The 19,254-nt window shown below is 63.7% G+C and carries 20 protein-coding genes; 9 read left to right on the top strand and 11 right to left on the bottom strand.

Annotated elements, in window-relative coordinates:
- Nucleotides 1-12: 12 nt before the first annotated feature.
- Nucleotides 13-2,514, bottom strand: a complete 2,502-nt coding sequence (locus ACVMIM_RS06805; RefSeq protein WP_476111320.1) for a heavy metal translocating P-type ATPase — start codon at nucleotides 2,512-2,514, stop codon at nucleotides 13-15.
- A gap of 186 nt (nucleotides 2,515-2,700) precedes the next feature.
- Between ACVMIM_RS06805 and ACVMIM_RS06800 the strand changes: the two genes are divergently transcribed.
- Nucleotides 2,701-5,502, top strand: coding sequence for a [protein-PII] uridylyltransferase (locus tag ACVMIM_RS06800; protein WP_476111319.1), 2,802 nt, complete (start codon nucleotides 2,701-2,703; stop codon nucleotides 5,500-5,502).
- Nucleotides 5,503-5,542: 40 nt separating this feature from the next.
- A complete protein-coding gene (gene murJ / locus ACVMIM_RS06795; protein ID WP_476111318.1) occupies nucleotides 5,543-7,147 on the top strand; it encodes a murein biosynthesis integral membrane protein MurJ in 1,605 nt (534 codons plus the stop codon).
- Here murJ and ACVMIM_RS06790 read toward each other — a convergent pair.
- The 3 genes from ACVMIM_RS06790 to ACVMIM_RS06780 form a co-directional block, all read right to left on the bottom strand.
- Nucleotides 7,122-7,526: a type II toxin-antitoxin system VapC family toxin gene (locus ACVMIM_RS06790; protein WP_476111317.1), complete on the bottom strand. Its 405-nt coding sequence runs from the start codon at nucleotides 7,524-7,526 to the stop codon at nucleotides 7,122-7,124. The genes murJ and ACVMIM_RS06790 overlap by 26 nt on opposite strands.
- Nucleotides 7,526-7,771, bottom strand: coding sequence for a type II toxin-antitoxin system VapB family antitoxin (locus ACVMIM_RS06785; protein WP_476111316.1), 246 nt, complete (start codon nucleotides 7,769-7,771; stop codon nucleotides 7,526-7,528). The genes ACVMIM_RS06790 and ACVMIM_RS06785 overlap by 1 nt, the downstream gene beginning before the upstream one ends.
- Nucleotides 7,772-7,862: 91 nt before the next feature.
- A complete protein-coding gene (locus ACVMIM_RS06780) occupies nucleotides 7,863-8,489 on the bottom strand; it encodes a LysE family translocator (RefSeq protein WP_476111315.1) in 627 nt (208 codons plus the stop codon).
- Nucleotides 8,490-8,716: 227 nt separating this feature from the next.
- Here ACVMIM_RS06780 and trpS point away from each other — a divergent pair, with 227 nt between their 5' ends.
- From trpS to ACVMIM_RS06765, 3 genes are all read left to right on the top strand, one after another.
- Nucleotides 8,717-9,784, top strand: coding sequence for a tryptophan--tRNA ligase (gene trpS, locus ACVMIM_RS06775; RefSeq protein ID WP_476111314.1), 1,068 nt, complete (start codon nucleotides 8,717-8,719; stop codon nucleotides 9,782-9,784).
- A gap of 98 nt (nucleotides 9,785-9,882) precedes the next feature.
- Nucleotides 9,883-10,374 carry a universal stress protein gene (locus tag ACVMIM_RS06770; RefSeq protein ID WP_040993731.1) on the top strand — a complete coding sequence of 164 codons (492 nt, stop codon included), beginning with the start codon at nucleotides 9,883-9,885 and terminating at the stop codon, nucleotides 10,372-10,374.
- Between the two features lie 168 nt (nucleotides 10,375-10,542).
- Nucleotides 10,543-11,112 carry a NifU family protein gene (locus tag ACVMIM_RS06765; protein WP_040994447.1) on the top strand — a complete coding sequence of 190 codons (570 nt, stop codon included), beginning with the start codon at nucleotides 10,543-10,545 and terminating at the stop codon, nucleotides 11,110-11,112.
- Between the two features lie 319 nt (nucleotides 11,113-11,431).
- On the opposite strand, the gene ACVMIM_RS06760 is transcribed toward ACVMIM_RS06765, so the two are convergent.
- Nucleotides 11,432-12,049, bottom strand: a complete 618-nt coding sequence (locus ACVMIM_RS06760) for a L,D-transpeptidase (RefSeq protein ID WP_476111313.1) — start codon at nucleotides 12,047-12,049, stop codon at nucleotides 11,432-11,434.
- A gap of 226 nt (nucleotides 12,050-12,275) precedes the next feature.
- Between ACVMIM_RS06760 and cueR the strand changes: the two genes are divergently transcribed.
- Nucleotides 12,276-12,665, top strand: coding sequence for a Cu(I)-responsive transcriptional regulator (cueR, locus tag ACVMIM_RS06755; protein ID WP_476117128.1), 390 nt, complete (start codon nucleotides 12,276-12,278; stop codon nucleotides 12,663-12,665).
- Nucleotides 12,666-12,678: 13 nt separating this feature from the next.
- On the opposite strand, the gene ACVMIM_RS06750 is transcribed toward cueR, so the two are convergent.
- Entirely contained in the window at nucleotides 12,679-13,149 is a 471-nt protein-coding gene (locus tag ACVMIM_RS06750; RefSeq protein ID WP_476111312.1) for a nucleoside deaminase, read from the bottom strand.
- Between the two features lie 149 nt (nucleotides 13,150-13,298).
- On the opposite strand from ACVMIM_RS06750, the gene ACVMIM_RS06745 reads away from it, so the two are divergent.
- Together ACVMIM_RS06745 and ACVMIM_RS06740 are read left to right on the top strand one after the other, a co-directional pair.
- Nucleotides 13,299-13,520: a hypothetical protein gene (locus ACVMIM_RS06745; protein WP_278047259.1), complete on the top strand. Its 222-nt coding sequence runs from the start codon at nucleotides 13,299-13,301 to the stop codon at nucleotides 13,518-13,520.
- Between the two features lie 208 nt (nucleotides 13,521-13,728).
- Complete coding sequence (locus ACVMIM_RS06740; RefSeq protein ID WP_278047258.1) at nucleotides 13,729-13,983, top strand: DUF6894 family protein; 255 nt, start codon at nucleotides 13,729-13,731, stop codon at nucleotides 13,981-13,983.
- Nucleotides 13,984-14,368: 385 nt separating this feature from the next.
- On the opposite strand, the gene ACVMIM_RS06735 is transcribed toward ACVMIM_RS06740, so the two are convergent.
- Nucleotides 14,369-14,575 (bottom strand): hypothetical protein, encoded by a 207-nt coding sequence (locus tag ACVMIM_RS06735; protein WP_476111311.1) that lies wholly within the window; start codon nucleotides 14,573-14,575, stop codon nucleotides 14,369-14,371.
- A 146-nt stretch (nucleotides 14,576-14,721) separates the two neighbouring features.
- Nucleotides 14,722-14,937 carry a hypothetical protein gene (locus tag ACVMIM_RS06730; protein ID WP_476111310.1) on the bottom strand — a complete coding sequence of 72 codons (216 nt, stop codon included), beginning with the start codon at nucleotides 14,935-14,937 and terminating at the stop codon, nucleotides 14,722-14,724.
- Nucleotides 14,938-15,006: 69 nt separating this feature from the next.
- On the opposite strand from ACVMIM_RS06730, the gene ACVMIM_RS06725 reads away from it, so the two are divergent.
- On the top strand, nucleotides 15,007-15,507 hold the full coding sequence (locus tag ACVMIM_RS06725; RefSeq protein WP_217571628.1) for an MmcB family DNA repair protein: 501 nt from the start codon (nucleotides 15,007-15,009) through the stop codon (nucleotides 15,505-15,507).
- 67 nt (nucleotides 15,508-15,574) lie between these two features.
- On the opposite strand, the gene nhaA is transcribed toward ACVMIM_RS06725, so the two are convergent.
- The 3 genes from nhaA to ACVMIM_RS06710 form a co-directional block, all read right to left on the bottom strand.
- Nucleotides 15,575-16,768 (bottom strand): Na+/H+ antiporter NhaA, encoded by a 1,194-nt coding sequence (gene nhaA / locus ACVMIM_RS06720; RefSeq protein ID WP_476111309.1) that lies wholly within the window; start codon nucleotides 16,766-16,768, stop codon nucleotides 15,575-15,577.
- A 364-nt stretch (nucleotides 16,769-17,132) separates the two neighbouring features.
- Nucleotides 17,133-17,696 carry an ActR/PrrA/RegA family redox response regulator transcription factor gene (locus ACVMIM_RS06715; protein WP_040993706.1) on the bottom strand — a complete coding sequence of 188 codons (564 nt, stop codon included), beginning with the start codon at nucleotides 17,694-17,696 and terminating at the stop codon, nucleotides 17,133-17,135.
- Between the two features lie 231 nt (nucleotides 17,697-17,927).
- Nucleotides 17,928-19,253 carry an ActS/PrrB/RegB family redox-sensitive histidine kinase gene (locus tag ACVMIM_RS06710; protein ID WP_476117126.1) on the bottom strand — a complete coding sequence of 442 codons (1,326 nt, stop codon included), beginning with the start codon at nucleotides 19,251-19,253 and terminating at the stop codon, nucleotides 17,928-17,930.
- Nucleotide 19,254: the final 1 nt, after the last annotated feature.

Here is a 19,254-nt window from a genome sequence, read left to right as displayed (position 1 = left end):
TGGGGGCTTTGCTCAAAGTTTCAACGTCCTCAGCCGCAACGCGTTGCCGATCACCGAGACCGATGAGAGGCTCATCGCCGCCGCCGCAATCATCGGCGACAGCAACGTGCCGGTGAGCGGATAGAGCACGCCGGCGGCGACCGGCACGCCGAGCACGTTGTAGAGGAAGGCGAAGAACAGGTTCTGGCGGATGTTGCGGATCGTCGCCTGAGCCAGCGTGCGCGCCCTGACGATGCCGTTCAAGTCGCCCTTGACCAGCGTGATCCCGGCGCTTTCGACCGCGACGTCGGCGCCGGTGCCCATGGCGATGCCGACATCGGCGGCGGCCAGCGCCGGCGCATCGTTGACGCCGTCACCGGCCATGGCGACGACAGCGCCTTTGCCGCGCAACTCTTCTACCAGCACGCCCTTGCCGTCCGGCAGCAGGCCGGCACGGATATCGTCGATGCCGAGTCTGCCGGCGATGGCTTTCGCCGTGCGCTCATTGTCGCCAGTGGCCATGATGATCCTCAGGCCCTTGTCATGCAGCGCCTTGATCGCCTCGGCCGTCGTTGCCTTTACGGGATCGGCGACGGCGACGATGCCGGCGAAGCTGCCATCGACGGCCACGAACATGGCCGTCTTGCCGTCGGCCTGCAACGCCTCGGCATTGGCCGCCGGCGTTCCGACGCCGAGATCCGTCATCATCGCCGCATTGCCGAGCGCGACCTTCCGGCCCGACACTGTGCCCGAAACGCCCTTGCCGGTGACGGCTTCGAAATCGGTCGCGTCGGCCAGCTTCAGGCCGCGCGCGGTGGCGCCCTCGACGATCGCCTCGGCCAGCGGATGCTCCGAACCCTTTTCGAGCGCGGCGGCGAGGCCCAGCAGTTCGTTCTCCTCGATCTCCCCGGCCGCAACGACGTCGGTCAGCCGCGGCCTGCCCTCAGTCAGCGTTCCGGTCTTATCGACGATCAGCGTGTCGACGGCGGCGAAGCGCTCGAGCGCCGCGGCTTCCTTGATCAGCACGCCGGCATGCGCGCCGCGCCCGGTCGCGGTCATGATCGACATCGGTGTGGCAAGGCCAAGCGCGCAAGGGCAGGCGATGATCAGCACCGACACCGCCGAGACTATGGCGAAGATCAGGCTGGGCTCGGGACCGACGAAGGCCCAGGCGATGAAGGCAATGACGGCCACCAGCACGACGGCCGGGACGAAATAGAAGGACACGCGGTCGGCCAGGCCCTGGATCGGCGCGCGCGAGCGCTGCGCCTTGGCGACCAGTTCGACGATGCGCGACAGCGTGGTTTCGGCGCCGACCTTCTCGGCGCGCATGACCAGCGAACCGTTCTTGTTCAGCGTGCCGCCGGTGAGCATGTCGCCTTCCGTCTTTTCGACCGGCAGCGGTTCGCCGGTGATCATGGATTCGTCGATCGCCGAGCGGCCCTCCAGCACAATGCCGTCGACCGGCACCGCGTCGCCGGGACGGATGCGAAGCCGATCTCCGGTCTTGACGCCGTCGAGCGGCACGTCCTTCTCGGAGCCGTCGGCGCCGATTAGCCGCGCCGTCTTCGGCGCAAGATCGAGCAGGGCGCGAATGGCCGAGCCGGTGCGTTCGCGGGCGCGCAGCTCCAGCACCTGGCCGAGAAAGACCAGCGCGACGATGACGGCGGCGGCCTCGAAATAGACCGGAACCGCTCCGTCATGGCCACGGAACTGATGCGGGAAGACGTCCGGGAACAGCGTCGCTACGACGCTGAAGAAATAGGCAGCACCCACACCCAGCGAGATCAGCGTCCGCATATTCGGGCTGCGGTTGAGGATCGATTCCCAGCCGCGATGGAAGAACGGGAACGCCGCCCACAACACCACGGGGCTCGCCAGCGCCAGCTCGCCCCAAGTCTTCGTACGGCCGTCGATGAGGTTCTCGAAGCTGAAGCCCAGCATCGGAGCCATGGCGACGATCAGGAGCGGCACGGAAAGCACCGCGCTGACCCAGAAGCGGCGCGTGAAATCGATCAGCTCGGGGTTCGGGCCTTCGTCGCCTGACGGCACACCCATCGGCTCCAGCGCCATGCCGCAGATCGGGCAAGAGCCGGGCTTGTCGCGAACGATCTCGGGATGCATCGGGCAGGTATATTGCGTGCCCTTCGGCATCGGCTGCGGCTCGGGTCGGCCGGCAACATATTTTGCCGGCTCCGCCTCGAACTTGCCCTTGCAACCGGCGGAGCAGAAATAGAAGCCCTGCCCTTCATGACGGAGGAAGTGCTTCGCGCTCGCCCGATCGACGCTCATGCCGCAGACGGGATCGGTGGCCGTCAGGTAGCTCTCAGGCTCGGCCTGGAATTTCGTGCGGCAGCGCTCGCTGCAGAAATGCAACGTCCGGCCGCCATGCTCGACCGCCGGCTTGCCGGCCGCCGGATCGACGGTCATGCCGCAGACAGGGTCGCGAATCACCGCGTCGGCGGCCTTGCTGTTCTTGCCGGAGCAGCAGGTGCCGCCATGCGCATGATGGTGGTGATGGTCGGAATGGGTCATCAGCAATGCCTCGGAATTTTCGAATTGAGGCGGAGGTAGTCCTTCCAGTTACTGGAAGGTCAAGGGCCGGTTTCGACTTTTGAAAAAATCGGCCGGGCGATTGCGGTTCACGCCTCTGCATGACGGCAATCGCGACCGCCAGCCCCCATACACAGCGCCGCGAAAACAGGCTATAGACGCCGCCGAATGGCAAAGATTTCCCTGAAACTCGACGAAATCATCGATGGCGACGCCTTGCGCCGCGACCTGACCGCGCTGACGGCGGCGAGCGCCGGCGACGGCTCGAGCCCGGCGGTTCGCACCGCCGTCCTCCAATTGCTCAAGAGCAGGCTGGCAGAGGGCCGCAGGATCGCCGAGGCCATGCTCAAGCAGGATGGCGGCGGCAATGCCTGCGCCGAGCGGCTCTCGCATCTGATGGATGAGCTGATCCGGGCGCTCTATGATTTCGCCGCCACCCATGTCTACCGGGTCAAGAACCGGTCCGCGGCCGAGCGCATGGCGGTCGTGGCCGTCGGCGGCTATGGCCGCGGCACGCTGGCGCCGGGCTCCGACATCGATCTGCTTTTCCTCTTGCCCTACAAGCAGACGCCGTGGGGCGAGCAGATCGTCGAATACATGCTCTACATGCTGTGGGACATGGGGCTGAAGGTCGGCCACGCAACCCGCAACATCGAAGAGTGCCTCAGGCTCTCGCGCAGCGACATCACCATTCGCACCTCGATCCTGGAGGCCCGTTTCCTGTGGGGCGAACGCAAGCTCTATGACGAGTTGCTCACCCGCTTCGACCATGAAGTGGTGCGCACGACCGGGCCGGAATATGTCCAGGCCAAGCTTGCCGAGCGCGACGAGCGCCACGCCAAGGCCGGCGAAAGCCGATACCTGGTCGAGCCCAACGTCAAGGACGGCAAGGGCGGGTTGCGCGACCTGCAGACGCTGTTCTGGATCGGCAAATATTTCTATCGCGTGCGCACCGGCGCGGAGCTGGTCGAGAAAGGCGTCTTCACCGAGGCCGAGTACCGCGAGTTCCAGAAGGCCGAGGATTTTCTCTGGGCGGTGCGCTGCCACATGCATTTCCTCACCGGCAAGGCGGAAGAGCGGCTGCATTTCGACATCCAGCGCGAGATCGCCGAGCGGCTGGGCTACACGACGCATCCCGGCCTGTCGGCCGTCGAGCGCTTCATGAAGCACTATTTCCTCGTCGCCAAGGATGTCGGCGACCTCACCCGCATCTTCTGCGCGGCGCTCGAGGAAGAGCAGGCCAAGCATGTGCCAGGCTTCAACCGCATCTTTCTCACCTTCCAGCGGCGCAAGCGCAAGCTTGCCGGCACCTCCGACTTCATCGTCGACAATCACCGCATCAACATCGCCGACGACAGCGTGTTCGAGCGCGACCCGGTCAATCTCTTGCGGCTGTTCTGGTTCGCGGACAAGCACGGGCTGGAGTTCCACCCCGACGCGCTGAAGCTGCTTACCCGTTCGCTCGGTCTGGTCAACAAGTCGCTCCGGCGCGACGAGGAAGCCAACCGGCTGTTCCTCGACATATTGACCTCGGACCGCAACGCAGAGCTCAACCTGCGGCGCATGAACGAGGCTGGCTTGCTCGGCCGGCTGATCCCCGATTTCGGCAAGATCGTCGCCATGATGCAGTTCTCGATGTATCACCACTATACGGTGGACGAGCATCTGATCCGCTGCATCGGCGTGCTGGCCGAGATCGAGCGCGGCCACGGCGCCAAGGTACATCCGCTGTCGCATTCGCTGATGCCGGGACTGAAGAAGAGCCGCGAGGCGCTCTATGTCGCCGTGCTGCTGCACGACATCGCCAAGGGCCGGCCTGAGGACCATTCGGAGGCCGGCGCCCGAATTGCCCGGCGCATCTGCCCGCATATGGGGCTGTCGGCGGCCGACACAGAGACCGTGGCGTGGCTGGTCGAGAACCACCTGGTGATGTCGATGACGGCGCAGACGCGCGACCTCAACGACCGCAAGACGATCGAGGATTTCGCCTCGATCGTGCAATCGGTCGAGCGACTGAAGCTGCTTTTGATCCTCACCGTCTGCGACATCCGCGGTGTCGGGCCGGGTGTTTGGAACGGCTGGAAGGGACAATTGCTGCGCACGCTTTATTTCGAGACCGAGCTGCTCTTGACCGGCGGCTTCTCCGAAGTGTCGCGCGCCGAACGTACGACGGCCGCGCGCGAACGGTTGGCGGAGGCGCTGGCCGCCTGGCCGGCGAAAGAGCGCAAGCGCTATGTCGCCCAGCACTACGAAAACTATCTGCTGACCGTCGACCTGCCGGATCAACTGCGCCATGCCGAATTCATCCGCGAGGCGGATGCGGCGGGCAAGAAGCTCGCCACCATGGTCAAGACGCATGAATTCGAAGCGGTGACCGAGATCACCGTGCTGGCGCCCGACCATCCGCGCCTGCTGTCGATCATCGCCGGAGCCTGTGCCGCGGCCGGCGGCAACATCGTCGACGCGCAGATCTTCACCACTTCCGACGGGCGCGCGCTGGACACCATCTTGATCTCCCGGGAGTTCGACCTCGACGAGGACGAGCGCCGCCGCGCCGAACGCGTCGGCCGGCTGATCGAGGACGTGCTTTCGGGCAAGAGCTGGCTGCCCGAGATGATCGAGAAGCGCACCAAGCCGAAACGTGGCGCCAAGGCGTTCCGCATCCCGCCGCGCGCCGAGATCCGCAACACGCTGTCCAACCGCTTCTCGGTGATCGAGGTCGAGGGGCTGGACCGGCCGGGCCTGCTCTCCGAGATCACCGGAACGCTCTCCGACCTGTCGCTCGACATCGCCTCGGCGCATATCACCACCTTCGGCGAGAAGGTCATCGACACATTCTATGTCACCGACCTGACTGGACAGAAGATCGACAGCCCGACGCGCACCGCCACCATCCACAAGCGGCTGATCGATACGCTGGAAGGCAATTCGTCGGAACGCAACGGCAAGGCCAAGGCGGCGGCCGAGTGACCATGCATTTGACGCAATTTTTCTGGCAGTCCTTCACAGCATGAGCCTCGTCAAGAAATTCGCCACCGTCGCGTCCGGCACGCTGATGAGCCGCGCGCTGGGCTTCGGCCGCGAGATGCTGATGGCGGCAGCGCTCGGCACGGGGCCGGTCGCCGATGCCTTCAACGCTGCCTTCCAGTTCCCCAACACCTTCCGCCGGCTGTTCGCCGAAGGCGCCTTCAACGCCGCTTTCGTGCCGCTCTTCGCAAAGGAGATCGAGCAGCATGGCACCGATGGCGCCAAGCGCTTCTCGGAGGAAGTGTTCGGCGTGCTGTTTTCGGCGCTTTTGGCGCTGACGATCGCCATGGAACTCGCGATGCCGCTTATCGTGCGCTACCTGGTGGCGCCGGGCTTTGCCGACATTCCAGGCAAGTTCGAGACGACCGTCACGCTCGCGACGATCATGTTTCCCTACCTGATCTGCATGTCGCTCGGCGCCATGATGGCGGGCATGCTGAACTCGCTGCGCCGCTATTTCGCGGCGGCGATCGCACCCGCCTTCCTCAACATCATCCTGATCAGCGTGCTCGCCTATGCCTGGAATCACGGGCTCAACGCGCATGATGTCGGCTTCGGCCTTTCCTGGGGCGTTCTCGCAGCGGGCATCGTGCAGCTCGCCATCGTCTGGGTGGCGGTGCGCCACGCCGGCATCTCGATCGGCTTCCGCCGGCCGAAGATGACGCCAAATGTCAAGCGGCTGCTGATCCTGGCGCTGCCGGCGGCGATCACCGGCGGCATCACCCAGATCAACCAGTTGATCGGCACGGCGATCGCCTCGGGGCAGAACAGCGCCGTGTCCTCGCTCGCCTATGCCGACCGCATCTACCAGCTGCCGCTCGGCGTCGTCGGCGTGGCCGTCGCCATCGTTCTGTTGCCGGAACTGTCGCGGGCACTGAAATCGGGCAACCTGATCGAGGCCGCCAATCTGCAGAACCGCTCGGTCGAGTTCACCTTGTTCATGACCTTGCCGGCGGCGGCGGCGCTCTGGGTGATGTCGGAGCCGATCGTGCGGCTGGTCTATGAGCGCGGCGCCTTCGCCGCCAACCACTCGACACCGATCGTCGCCTCGATCCTGGCGATCTTCGGCCTCGGCCTGCCGGCCTTCGTGCTGATCAAGGCTTTCACGCCGGGTTATTTCGCGCGCGAGGACACGCGCACGCCGATGATCTTCGCAGCCGTCTCGGTCGGCGTGAATGTCGCCACGGCGCTGACCCTGTTCCCGTCGATGGGCGCGCCGGGCATAGCCGTCGCTTCGGCAGTCGCCGGCTGGGTCAACGCGCTGATGCTGCTCGGCATGCTGATCAGGCGCGGCCATTGGGGCCGCGACATCCCTTTGCTGAAGCGCATTCCGCGACTGGTGCTGTCGGCGGTGATCATGGCCGTGGCGCTTTACTTCGCCGAGCACTATTTTGCCGCGCGGCTCGGGCCCGGTTCGCCCCTGATGGTGAAGGCGACGACGCTGTTCGCGCTGGTCGGCGGGGGAGCGGCGCTCTATTTCATCGCCGCTTTCGGCACCGGCGGCGCCGATTTCGGCATGATCCGCAGGAACGTGAAACGCGGGTCGAAGGCGACGCCGCCTGTTACGGAACAGTCTCCAGATCCGTGAGCCTGAATTCGTCTGCCGTAGAGAGCATCGGAACCGCGTAGTAGCGAGCGCAAGCGTAGTGGAAACAATCCGCCATGTTCAGGCGCATGGCGTTGCTGCGAAATCGTGACGCGGCCTCAATGGATAGCGACGCTGCCTCGGACGCGGGCGGAAGCTCGCGTAACGCAATTGCGCGTTCTTCGAGAAAGCGGCCCACAATCTCCGCACTTCTGACGACCGGTACGGCCAGCTTTTCTGGTCGCGCTAGCGCCATCGCGGCCTCCCAGACAGCAATCGCCGACGTGAACGGAGCCGCAGCGTCCACGATCGCCTGCGCACAACGCTCGGCCTCCGCTTCGTTGCTCAGCATTGCCACGATGGCTGCGGCGTCGACAAACATTAGTCGTCGCCAGACAATTCGTCATAGATTGAGCGCGGCAGCGGTTTGCGCGCCTGCTCGCTAAGCTCAATTCCGAACTCGGCCCTGAGTCGGGCAGCCGTTTCCAGCGGCGTCTCGCGATTGCGCCGACGCTCCAGAGCCTCACGCATGGCGATCACGATCGCTTCGGTGATGCCGACACCTTCGACCTTGGCGAAGGCGCGTGTCAGGCTGTCCGCTTCCTTGTTGTTGACGTTAATGGTCATAGCGAGCGTCCGCGTTCGATTGTGTAGTTATTTTAATGTAGCAATCTACAAGAAGAAATCAACACGCGGCTAACGCGTGCCTAGCTCGGCCTCACCCGCGCTCCAAAGCCAGCTTGGCGCCGAACAGGATGAGCAGGCAGCCAGCGACGCGATCGATGGTGCGCCGTAGCCGCCGATAGCCGTTGGACACCGCCTCGGCCGCAAACAGCCTGACCACGCAGGCATACCAGCCGACCGAGATCGCCACCATGAGCGCGACCGACGCGACGCCGAGCCACAATGAAGGCTGCGCCGGCAATGCGACGGCGAAGATGCTGGCCACCGAAAGTGCGGAACGCGGGTTGGCAAGGCTGGTCACGAGACCGATCCAAAAGGCCCGATGAGTTGAGAATCCCTTCGGATCGACAATCAGCGAGCCATCGGCCGCGCTGCGCTTCTCGGCAAGGACGATCAGCCTTACGCCCGAATAGATGAGATAGCCGGCGCCTGCGAATTTCAAAGTCGCGTAGGCCCAGGGCGCGGCGAGAAACAGGGCCTTGATGCCGGCGAGCCCGCAGATGCCCCAGATGGCGGTGGCGATGCCGATGCCGCAGACGGCGGCAAAGCCGGCGCCGCGCGAGCGCGCCACGGCAATCCGCGCCGTCATCAGGAAGTTCGGCCCGGGCGACACGGCCGCGACCAGCCACACGGAGGCGACGGCAAGCAGATGCGAAAGCATGATGAGGATTCCAAACAAGGCGATAATGCTAGGCCGGATCAATGCCGGCTGGCTAGGGCCGATGCGCGCCATGGCCGGGCCTCTTGATCGCGCTGTCGGCTTCGTTCATAAGCGCGCCGTCGCAAGACTTTCGCCGCGCGCGGTTTCCAGCCGCATGATTGGCTCCAAAAAGTCTGCAACTTTTTGGAATCATGCTTAGACGGCCCTCCACAAGCCATGGGGAACTCATGTCCGCCTTCAAGCCACTCGTCTTTTCGGGCGTCCAGCCGACCGGCAATCTGCATCTCGGCAACTATCTCGGCGCCATCAAGAAATTCGTCGCCCTCCAAGAACAGTCCGACTGCATCTATTGCGTCGTCGATCTGCATTCGCTGACGGCGCAGCTCGTGCATCAGGACCTCGGCGACCAGACCCGCTCGATCACCGCGGCGTTCCTCGCCTCCGGCATCGACCCCAAGAAGCACATCGTCTTCAACCAGTCGCGGGTCACCCAGCACGCCGAGCTGGCCTGGATCTTCAATTGCGTGGCGCGCATCGGCTGGATGTACCGGATGACGCAGTTCAAGGACAAAGCCGGCAAGGACCGCGAGAACGCCTCGCTCGGCCTGCTCGCCTATCCGAGTCTGATGGCGGCTGATATCCTGCTCTACCGGGCCACCCATGTGCCGGTGGGCGAGGACCAGAAGCAGCATCTGGAGCTGACCCGCGACATCGCGCAGAAGTTCAACAACGACTTCTCCGAGAAGATCGCCGCGCTCGGCGTCGGCGTCGAGATGCAGGTCGGCGAAGAGACGGTGAACGGCTATTTCCCGATCACCGAACCGGTCATCGGCGGCCCTGCGGCGCGCATCATGAGCCTTCGCGACGGCTCCAAGAAAATGTCGAAGTCGGACCCGTCGGACCTCTCGCGCATCAACCTGACGGACGACGCCGACACGATCTCGAAGAAGATCCGCAAGGCCAAGACCGATCCGGAGGCCTTGCCGAGCGAGATCGACGGGCTGGAAAGCCGGCCCGAGGCGGAAAACCTCGTCGGCATCTATGCCGGCCTCGCGGAGATCTCGAAGGAAGACGTGCTGAAGGAATATGGCGGCCAGCAGTTTTCCGTGTTCAAGCCGGCGCTTGCCGACCTTGCCGTGGAGAAGCTGGCGCCGATCGCTTCGGAGATGCGCCGCATCGAGGGCGACCGCGCCTATGTCGACGCTGTGCTCAAGGATGGCGGCGACCGGGCCCGCGCGATCGCCGAGGGCACGATGAAGACGGTTCGCGACATTATCGGCCTGCTGCAGGACTGATCGAGCGATCTTGCTGAACCACGCCATGCCGACCGGCGGCTTGCCGCCGGTCTGTGGCGGTGGCAGATTGCGGCTGAAACCATACCGAGCAGATAGACATGGTCTCCAAACGCCTCAGCCGCGAAGCCGGCCATCGAAGAAAATTCCTGGCGATTATCGACGATACGCCGGAATGCGAGCGGGCCGTCGCCTACGCCTCGAAGCGGGCGCAGCACACAAGCGGCGTGCTGGTGCTGCTCTATGTCATCGAGCCGGACGATTTCCAGCACTGGCTGGGCGTGGAAAAGATCATGCGCGAGGAAGCGAACGCGACGGCGCGCGGAGCACTCGACGGCTACGCCAACAAGGTGCGCCAGAGCGTCGGCATCGAGCCGGAGCTGGTGGTCCGCGAAGGCAAGCCGACCGAAGAGATCCACAAGCTGATCGAGGAAGATCAGGACATCGCCATCCTGGTGCTGGCAGCCGGCGCCGGCAAGGAAGGTCCCGGACCGCTGGTCAGCGCGGTTGCCGGCCGCGGCGCGGCCTTCCCCATCCCGGTCACGGTGGTGCCGCAGAACCTGTCCGACGAAGAGATCGACAGCCTCGCTTGAGGTGCATCGATATTCCGGTGAGGCCGGCCTGCTCGACGCCCATGGAAGCCAAAAAAACATTCCGCCGGCCAGCCGTTCCCAGCGACGCGTTTCGCTTGAATGTCCAGCCGATAGAGCCTATTTAGAACTATTCCAAACTATCGGCCCACGAAGGGCCTGGAGATACCCATGTTCATCCAGACCGAATCGACGCCGAACCCGGCGACGCTGAAATTCCTGCCGGGCAAGGAAGTGCTGCGCGAAGGCACAGCCGATTTCCGCAACGCCGAAGCCGCGGCGGAGGCGTCGCCGTTGGCCGGCCGATTGTTCGAGATCCCGGGCGTCACCGGGGTTTTCTTCGGCTATGATTTCATCACCGTGACCAAGGACGGCCCGGATTGGCAGCACCTGAAGCCGGCGATCCTCGGCGCCATCATGGAGCATTTCATGTCCGGCGCGCCGGTCATGGCATCGGCCGCTCCGGCGAGCGAAGCAGGCGGCACCGGCGAGTTCTACGACAAGGCCGACGAAGAGCTGGTGCTGACCATCAAGGAACTGCTCGACACGCGCGTGCGTCCGGCCGTCGCCCAAGACGGCGGCGACATCACCTTCCGCGGTTTCGAGAACGGCACGGTGTTCCTGCATATGAAGGGCGCCTGCGCCGGTTGCCCGTCGTCGACGGCGACGCTGAAGCACGGCATCCAGAACCTGCTTCGCCACTTTGTTCCGGAAGTCCAGCAGGTCGAGCAAGTCGCCTGAGAATTCTACTCCGCCGGCCGCCCGCTGCGGTTTTCTGCGCTTCTCACAGCGTCACGCGTCTTTCTAGACGTGCAAAGGACGCTGTGACGCTTTAGCTGGCGCATGATCCGTTCCGAAAATCGGGCCGATTTTCGGGGTCATGCGTTGCTCACGTACTGTAGTACGCTCCGCTCCGGTTCTGGAAAACCACACCATTTGACTCAGCGGATCGAATTTTCTCCAACGCAAAAAACAAAAAACCGGGCCCCAACAGCCCGGTTTTCTGTTTTCAGGACGTCTTGTTGTTGCCTAGACGGTCCGCCTGCGAAACTTTTCGTGCCTACATCACAATGACCTTGGCGCCGACCGACGTGCGGTCGTAGAGGTCGATAATGTCCTGGTTCATCAGCCGGATGCAGCCCGACGACATCGCCTTGCCGATCGAGAACCATTCCGGGCTGCCATGCAGGCGGTAGCCCATGTCGCCGCCCTTGTTGAAGAGATACATGGCGCGCGCGCCAAGTGGGTTCTTCAGGCCCGGCTCCATGCCGCCGGCGAATTTGGCGAGCTCGGGCTGACGCTTGATCATCGGCGCCGGCGGCGTCCAGGTCGGCCATTCGCGCTTCAGCGCGATACGGGCGGTGCCGTGCCATTCAAAACCTTCGCGGCCGACGCCGATGCCGTAGCGCATCGCCATGCCGTCGCCCTCGATGAAGTAGAGGAACTTGTTCTGGGTATCGACGATGATGGTGCCCGGCTTCTCCGAAGTCTCATAGCGCACTTCCTGCCGGTGATATTTGGCGGGCACCTTCTCGATCGGGATGCGCGGCAGCTGGTAGCCGGCATCCGTCATCGCGCCATAGTTGTTGGTGAACATTTGCCCGCCGATGGTGCTGCACCCGCTGATCGCGGTCGACAGCGCAAGAGCGGCGAGGATTGCAAATGACTTCAAGCGCATGAATAGGTCCGACGCCCCGTCTCTATGGCAGCGGCACGAGTCGGCCGCTTTGTTGCCATCATTCATGCTGGCATTTCTTTTGCTTGCCAAGCGCGCACTGCCTATATGCAAGGCCTTACGCGCCGGTAAGTGCCGAGCTGCGGCATTTCCGCAACAGGCCTCACTGGATTGTGAAACAAAATCAATGAGGCGGCTCATGGGCCGCCTGGAATTCGAGGAGAGCGCCATGAATGTCGGTGATGCCGCCGAACGTTCCGGCCTGCCGGCCAAGACCATCCGCTACTATGAGGAGATCGGCCTGATTCGTCCGGCGCGGGCCGAGAACGGCTATCGCGACTACTCCGGCGAGGACATCCACCGGCTGGCCTTCCTGCGCCGCGCGCGCAATCTCGGCTTCTCAATCGACGATTGCAGGCAGCTTATGGCACTCTATCAGGATCGCAGCCGCGCCAGCCACGACGTGCGCGAGATCGCCGCCACCCATGTCAGGGCGATCGAGGAGAAGGTGCGCGAATTGCAGTCGATGCGCTCGACGCTGCAAAAGCTGATCCACGCATGCCATGGCGACGACCGGCCGGACTGCCCGATTTTGGACGATATGGCGGGGGCGGCCTGAGGTCGGAATTCTATCAGCGCTTCCAGAAATCGCGGTGCGGGGCGAGCAACTCATCGGCGATTTCGGGGAACGGCCCGAAGACCTCGATCTTCTTCTGGCCGGAAGCGAAGACGGTGCGCGAGGCGAGATTCATCGTCGGATTCTCCGCGTGGTCCCCGGTGAGCGCCAGGAGGCTGGTTTCCTCGACCCCGAAGACCAGGCGCCCGATATTTGCCCAGTACATCGTCCCGCTGCACATCGCGCATGGTTCGAAGGTAGAGACCAGCGTGCATTGCCACAGGAACTCCGGCTCATAGGCGTCCGCGGCGCGGCGGGCCAGTTCCGTCTCGGCATGGCGCACCGTGTCGAGATTGCCCTGCCGCATCAAAACGCGATCGTCGGGCCCGACCAGCACGCAGCCGAACGGATGATGCCCATGCGCCGCCGCCTCGCGCGCGACGGCGCCGGCGGACCGAAGGTGGGCAAGCATCTGATCGCGGGTCATGGGGAAATCCTCTCACGGCGAGATTGCTGCCGAGGGATATTATTAGCAAGACCTAATCTTCTCTGAACCGCAGCTCGAGCATCCTTTACGCTCCACGCATTTCCGGTTTGGTGCTATTTTGACGATCGCGCAAAATGAGACTGTCGGCCATGGGTCTCCAGGAAGACATCGAACGGGTCGAGCAGCACATCCGCGAGATCGAAGAGCGGATCGAGCGCCAGCGCGCGGTCATCTCCCAGGCAAAAGAAAACGGCCTGGCGACGGACGGCCCGAGCAACTTCCTGTGGTTCCTGAAAGAGACATTGAGTCTGAGCCGCGACCACTTGGCCAGGCTTCTGGCGGATGATTTTCGAGCGGGAGACTCGCCGTAGCGGGCGTCGCCGTAGACATCCGTTTCAACCGCTGCCTTTTCGCTTTGCGCCACCGACCGGAGGAAACGGCCGATAATCGCCGACCTGTGGCGATTATAGATTTGACAGACCTGCCTCTTGATCGCTTGCCCCGCTCCCACACGCAATACCAGGCCACCATCTAAAAAGGCCGGACTTTTTCTCCCGGCGGCGACGTTTGTTATCCGTCATGGCCAGATATTTCTTTGAGCTCTCTCATAGCGGGGATGTCTACCACGACGCCCGAGGGAAAGAACTGCTGGGGCTGAAGGAGGCCAAGGAACGAGCCTTCGAAATCGCCCGCCGAATGCTGCTAAACGCAAAGACCAGCGATATCGTTTGCACAGTCCGCGACATCACTGGCAGACAGCTTTTGCAAATCAGGGTGCAATGCACGGTCCCCGCTGAGATCGAGTCGATGAACCGGCTCCAACCCGGCGGATGAATGCGGCCTACTCGCTCTTCGATTTTGCTGGCTTCCGCCCGGGCGTGCGAGGAGCCTCTTCAAATATATAATCGCCCGACCTGCGGCGATTATATATTTGACATAGCCGCTATTCCGAAACCCACTGGAGACGGGCCGCGTCTACGGCCTCAGCGCCCATGTGCCTGATAAAAGCTGCTCTAATGGCGTTTTTTTGTTTTTGCCATTTATTGGGATTCGTACAGGGGTCCATGCCGTCGCCTAGGAAAACCCAGTCAACGAACTGGTCAGCCCCTACAAGGCACTTTTGGAATGAAGTCTGTAACGTGAAGCGACTTGCCGTCTCTGACGCCCGCACTAACCCACCGCGCGCAGAGGTCATGCATCTGGGCATCAAACCCAGCTCTCATTTCTTTGGCTTCTTGTCGTCTTTCGGCGCCGGCGACTTCGCGACCTTCTTGTCAGGCGAGGGCGGAGCCTCTTCCCTGGGCTGGGCTTCTTTGACGACGTGCTTTAGGCGCGCGTTGAAGTTCTCTTCACTGTCGTCCGTTTCGCGCTCGCGGGCGGTTTCGCGGAACTTCTGTGCCCTCTTCGGTTCTACCGTCTTGGCCAAAACACACCTTCTCCGTCCGCGTCGTCGGGTCCACCAGAATTTCCTTGTCCAATCTAGCTTTCGGATGAGCCGGTCAATTTCCTTATCGCCTATATGCCCGCTGACTATGACACGGAACGTGGCGCCTTTCGACAGAATGCCGGTGATTATTCGCGCTCGCCTTTCCTCATTAAGCCTTGCTTCTTGGGAGGCAGCGGCTTTTTGGCAGGCTGTTCAACTTGAACGTCTGCGATGAGTCGTTTGCCGCAGCGCCGTCGCCCTACGGGGTCTTTCACGGCATCAGAAGACGGGAGATGCGTCCCGAATTCATGCAAGGCGAAATCATGGTGGGCGCGGCGATAGGTGCCGCTCTCGTCGGCCATAAGCAGGCTTTCCTTGGCGATGCCTGGCAGGGGTTCAAACCGTGAACAGAATCTGGCATGGTGCCTCCCATGCCACTCGTTTCCCCGATTCCCCTCAACCCGTTGATCGATGGCCGCCAGTCGGAACGCGCCATGCTGGTGCGGCGCGGCGTGCAGCGGCTGCTCAGCGAAATGGGCGCGCATGTGCTGCCGGAGTTGTCTTTGGCCACCGGGCGGCGCGCCGATCTCGTCGCGCTGACTAGGCAGGGCGACATCTGGATCATCGAGATCAAATCCTCGATCGAGGATTTCAGAGTCGACCGCAAATGGCCGGACTACCGGCTGCATTCCGACCGCTTCTTCTTCGCCACGCATCCCGGCGTTCCCCAGGACATCTTTCCCGAGGAATGCGGCTTCATCCTCTCTGACGGCTATGGCGCGGAGATCCTGCGCGATGCGCCGGAACACCGCATGGCGGCGGCAACACGCAAGGCGCTGATGCTGCGGATCGCCCGCGCGGGCGCCGCGCGGCTCTTGGCAGCCGAGCTTGCCGGCGTCGCCGTGCCGGCGCTGGATGGCGAGAGCGAGTAGTCCGGTTACCCGTCCCACGAAGTGGGCCGCCTTAGCGGGAACGAGGAAGTAGGTGTCGCCGCGCGCCCTACTCCACGTCCTCATCGGCCCCGCCGGCCGCAGGTGCCGTCAGCAGCACGGCGGCGCCCAGCAGCGCGGCAAGCAGCGAGCCTGCAAGGATGCCGACCTTCACCGCGTCCTGAAGCGCCGGGTCGGAGGCGAAGGCGAGCAGGCCGATGAACAGGCTCATGGTGAAGCCGATGCCGCACAAGAGCGAAATGCCCAGCATATGCAGCCAACCGGCATTGGCCGGCAGGTCGGCGAGGCCGAACCGGATCGCCAGCGCCGAGGAGCCGAAAACACCGACCAGCTTGCCGAGGACCAGGCCGGCAGCGACGCCCAGGGTCAGCGGCTCGACAAGGGCCGCAAGGCTCAGGCCGCCGAGAGAGACGCCGGCATTGGCGAAGAAGCCGAAGATCGGGATGACGAGGAAGGGCACGAGCCTATGCAGGCCGTGCTCAAGCCGGTGCAGCGGCGACTGTTCGAGATCGTGGCTGATGCCGGGAGAACGCTCCAGCGGGATGGTGAGCGCCAGCGCGACGCCGGCCAGCGTGGCGTGCACGCCCGACTTCAGCACCAGCACCCATAAGACAACGCCAAGCAGGAGATACGGCCAGAGTCTCATGGCCCGCATGCGATTGAGCAGGACGAGCAAGGCGATGACGACGAAGGCGGCGGCCAGATAGGCGAGCGAAAGGCCGCTGGTGTAGAACAGGGCGATGATGACGACGGCGCCGAGATCGTCAATGATGGCCAGAGCGGTGAGGAAGACCTTCAGCGAGGCGGGCACGCGGCTGCCGAGCAGCGAAAGCACGCCGAGCGCGAAGGCGATGTCGGTGGCGGTGGGGATCGCCCAGCCGGAAAGTGCCGCCTGATTGTCGCGGTTGATCAGGACATAGACCAGCGCCGGCACCGCCATGCCACCGGCGGCGGCTATGCCGGGCAGCACGCGGCGCGGCCAGGTCGAGAGCTGTCCGTCCAGCATCTCGCGTTTGATCTCCAGTCCGACCAGCAGGAAGAACACCGCCATCAGCCCGTCATTGATCCAGTGCGAGACGCTGAGCGGCCCGAGATAGGCATGCAGGACGGCGAAATAGGTTTCGGCCAAAGGCGAATTGGCGACGATCAGCGCAAGGGCCGCGGCCACCATCAGGATGATGCCGCCTGCGGCCTCGCCGTCGAGGAACTCGCGCAGGATCGATTTCGGCCGTTCGTCTTGCATTCCGCCTCCTCGCTTCCCTTTCGGCGGCGCGATGATGCTGAAACTTCAACGGCCGGGCAAGCATCGAAGGCAAATCGTCGCTGCCCTATCCTCCAGTTTCCGAGCGCTGGCGCTGCCCCTCATCTGCCTGCCGGCATCTTCTCCCCGTGAACGGGGAGAAGGGCGCTGTCGCCGGCGGTTTCGCCAATCACAAGCGTTGCACGAAGGGCGCCAAGGCTGCGGGCAGCGCCTTTTCCCCGTCACTATACGGGGAGAAGTGCCCGGCAGGGCGATGAGGGGCAGTGCCGACTTCGGTGGTTTAGGTCTTCGCCATCAACCGAAACCGGCGTTGGTCGAAGCGCTTTAGTCTGTACGTCCGGCGATCCTAACGCGGCGCCCGCTTTGCGAGAATCCGCTGCAGCGTGCGGCGGTGCATGTTCAGGCGGCGGGCCGTTTCGGAAACGTTGCGGTCGCACATTTCGTAAACGCGCTGGATGTGCTCCCAGCGCACACGGTCGGCCGACATCGGATTTTCCGGGGGTGCCGCGCGCTCGCCTGAGGTGCGGGTGAGCGCGGCGAAGACATCGTCGGCATCAGCGGGCTTGGAAAGATAGTCGACGGCGCCGAGCTTCACCGCCGTTACTGCGGTGGCGATGTTGCCGTAGCCGGTCAGGATGATGGCGCGGGCGTCGTCGCGCTTCTCGCGGATGGCCGCCACGACATCGAGGCCGTTGCCGTCGCCGAGCCGCATGTCGACCACCGCATAAGCCGGCGGATGGGCGCGCGCCTTGGCGACCGCCTCTTCCACGCTCTCCGCCGTCTCGACTACGAAGCCCCTTGTCTCCATGGCCCGGGCAAGCCGGGTGAGGAAAGGCTTGTCATCCTCGACGATGAGCAGCGAGGTGTCCTCGCCCTCGACCATTGCGCCAGTCGTTTCGTCTCCGCTCATCTTATCGGCATCCTACTGACCTGAAGCGCGCCGCGCAGAACCTGTTCTGCCGAAGACCCTTCCGATCCTTGTTTCCGGGCATATCGTCTTCCCAAAGCCGCTGCACAGTTTTAGGCGACATGCCTCACTTTTACGCAGATACAGTCCCGCAAGGGCAATGTCCAATTTTTAGAGCCGGCAACAGAGCTGCCATGCGGCAATTGCAAAGGTTACGCGCTATGCAACCGAGGTTTAGGCATTGTCGAACATGGTGGCCGAGGCCTGTTCCTGGTTGAGGAAGAGGCCGCGCGGCCAGGATATCTGCACCACCGCGCCTTCGCCGAGCCCGCTCGAATTGCGGAAATCGATGGTTGCGCCGGAACGCTCCAGCAAGGTCTTGGCGATGAACAGTCCGAGCCCCAGGCCGCCGCCGGCCTCCGTGCCCTGGCGCGTCGACATATAGGGCTCGCCGATGCGGTCGATGATCTCGGCCGGGAATCCCGGCCCGTCATCAATGATGGAGAAGGTGACCGCCTCATTGTCCCAGCTCCAGCTGACGGTGACGGAGCTGCGGGCGAAATCGACGGCGTTCTCGACCAGGTTGCCGAGCCCGTAGATGACGCCGGGGTTGCGCTGGCCGACCGGCTCGGGGCCGATGCGCTCGCCGGGCCGCAGCTGGATCGAGATGCCGAAATCGCGATGCGGTGCCGTCACCTCCTCGATCAGCGAGGTGAGCGGCATGCGCGACAGATGCGCTTCGCCCTCCGAGGAAAGGCTGGTCAGCCGCTTCAGGATCTCGCGACAACGTTCGCTCTGCGAGCGCAGCAGCTTGACGTCCTCGCCATATTTCGGGTCCTTGCCGAGCGCCTTTTCCATCTCCTTGGCCACGACGGTGATGGTGGCCAGCGGCGTGCCGAGCTCATGCGCGGCGGCGGCGGCCAGCCCGTCCAGCGCCGACAGATGCTGCTCGCGCTGCAGCACCAGCTCGGTGGCGGCAAGCGCATTGGCGAGCAGGCGCGCTTCCTCCGCAACGCGGAAGGCATAGATGGCGGTGAAGGCTATCGATGCGAAGACCGCCATCCATATGCCGGCGACATAGATGAAGGGCATCGGCAGCGGCGATCCCTCGTACCAGGGCAGCGGCAGGTGGAAGAACACCAGAAGGGTTGCAGCCACTATGACCAGCGCGCCGAGGGTCGCGGTGAAGCGCAGCGGCAGCGACGCGGCCGAGATGACGACCGGCACCGAAAGCAGCACGCAAAACGGATTGGTCAGGCCGCCGGTCATGTAAAGCAGGCCGGTGAGCTGGATGCCGTCGAAGGTGAGAATGGCGAAGGCCGAAAACGGGGTGAGCCGATGCGCCGCCGGATAGCGGAAGGTCAGCCAGAGGTTCATCCAGGCCGAGCAGGCGATCAGCGCGAAGCACATCGACACCGGCAGCGGGAACTTCAGTCCATAGGCGACGACGAGCACCGCAATGCTCTGGCCGACGATGGCGAGCCAGCGCAGGCGGATCAGCGTGTTGAGCCGCAGCCGCTGGCTCTGCTGGGAATCGGGCGCGCGCAGGATGTTGATCATG

It is taken from the genome of Mesorhizobium sp. USDA 4413 (assembly GCF_056280365.1).
Note: the sequence above shows the minus strand (reverse complement) of the source record. Positions and strands in the feature narration are given on the sequence as shown.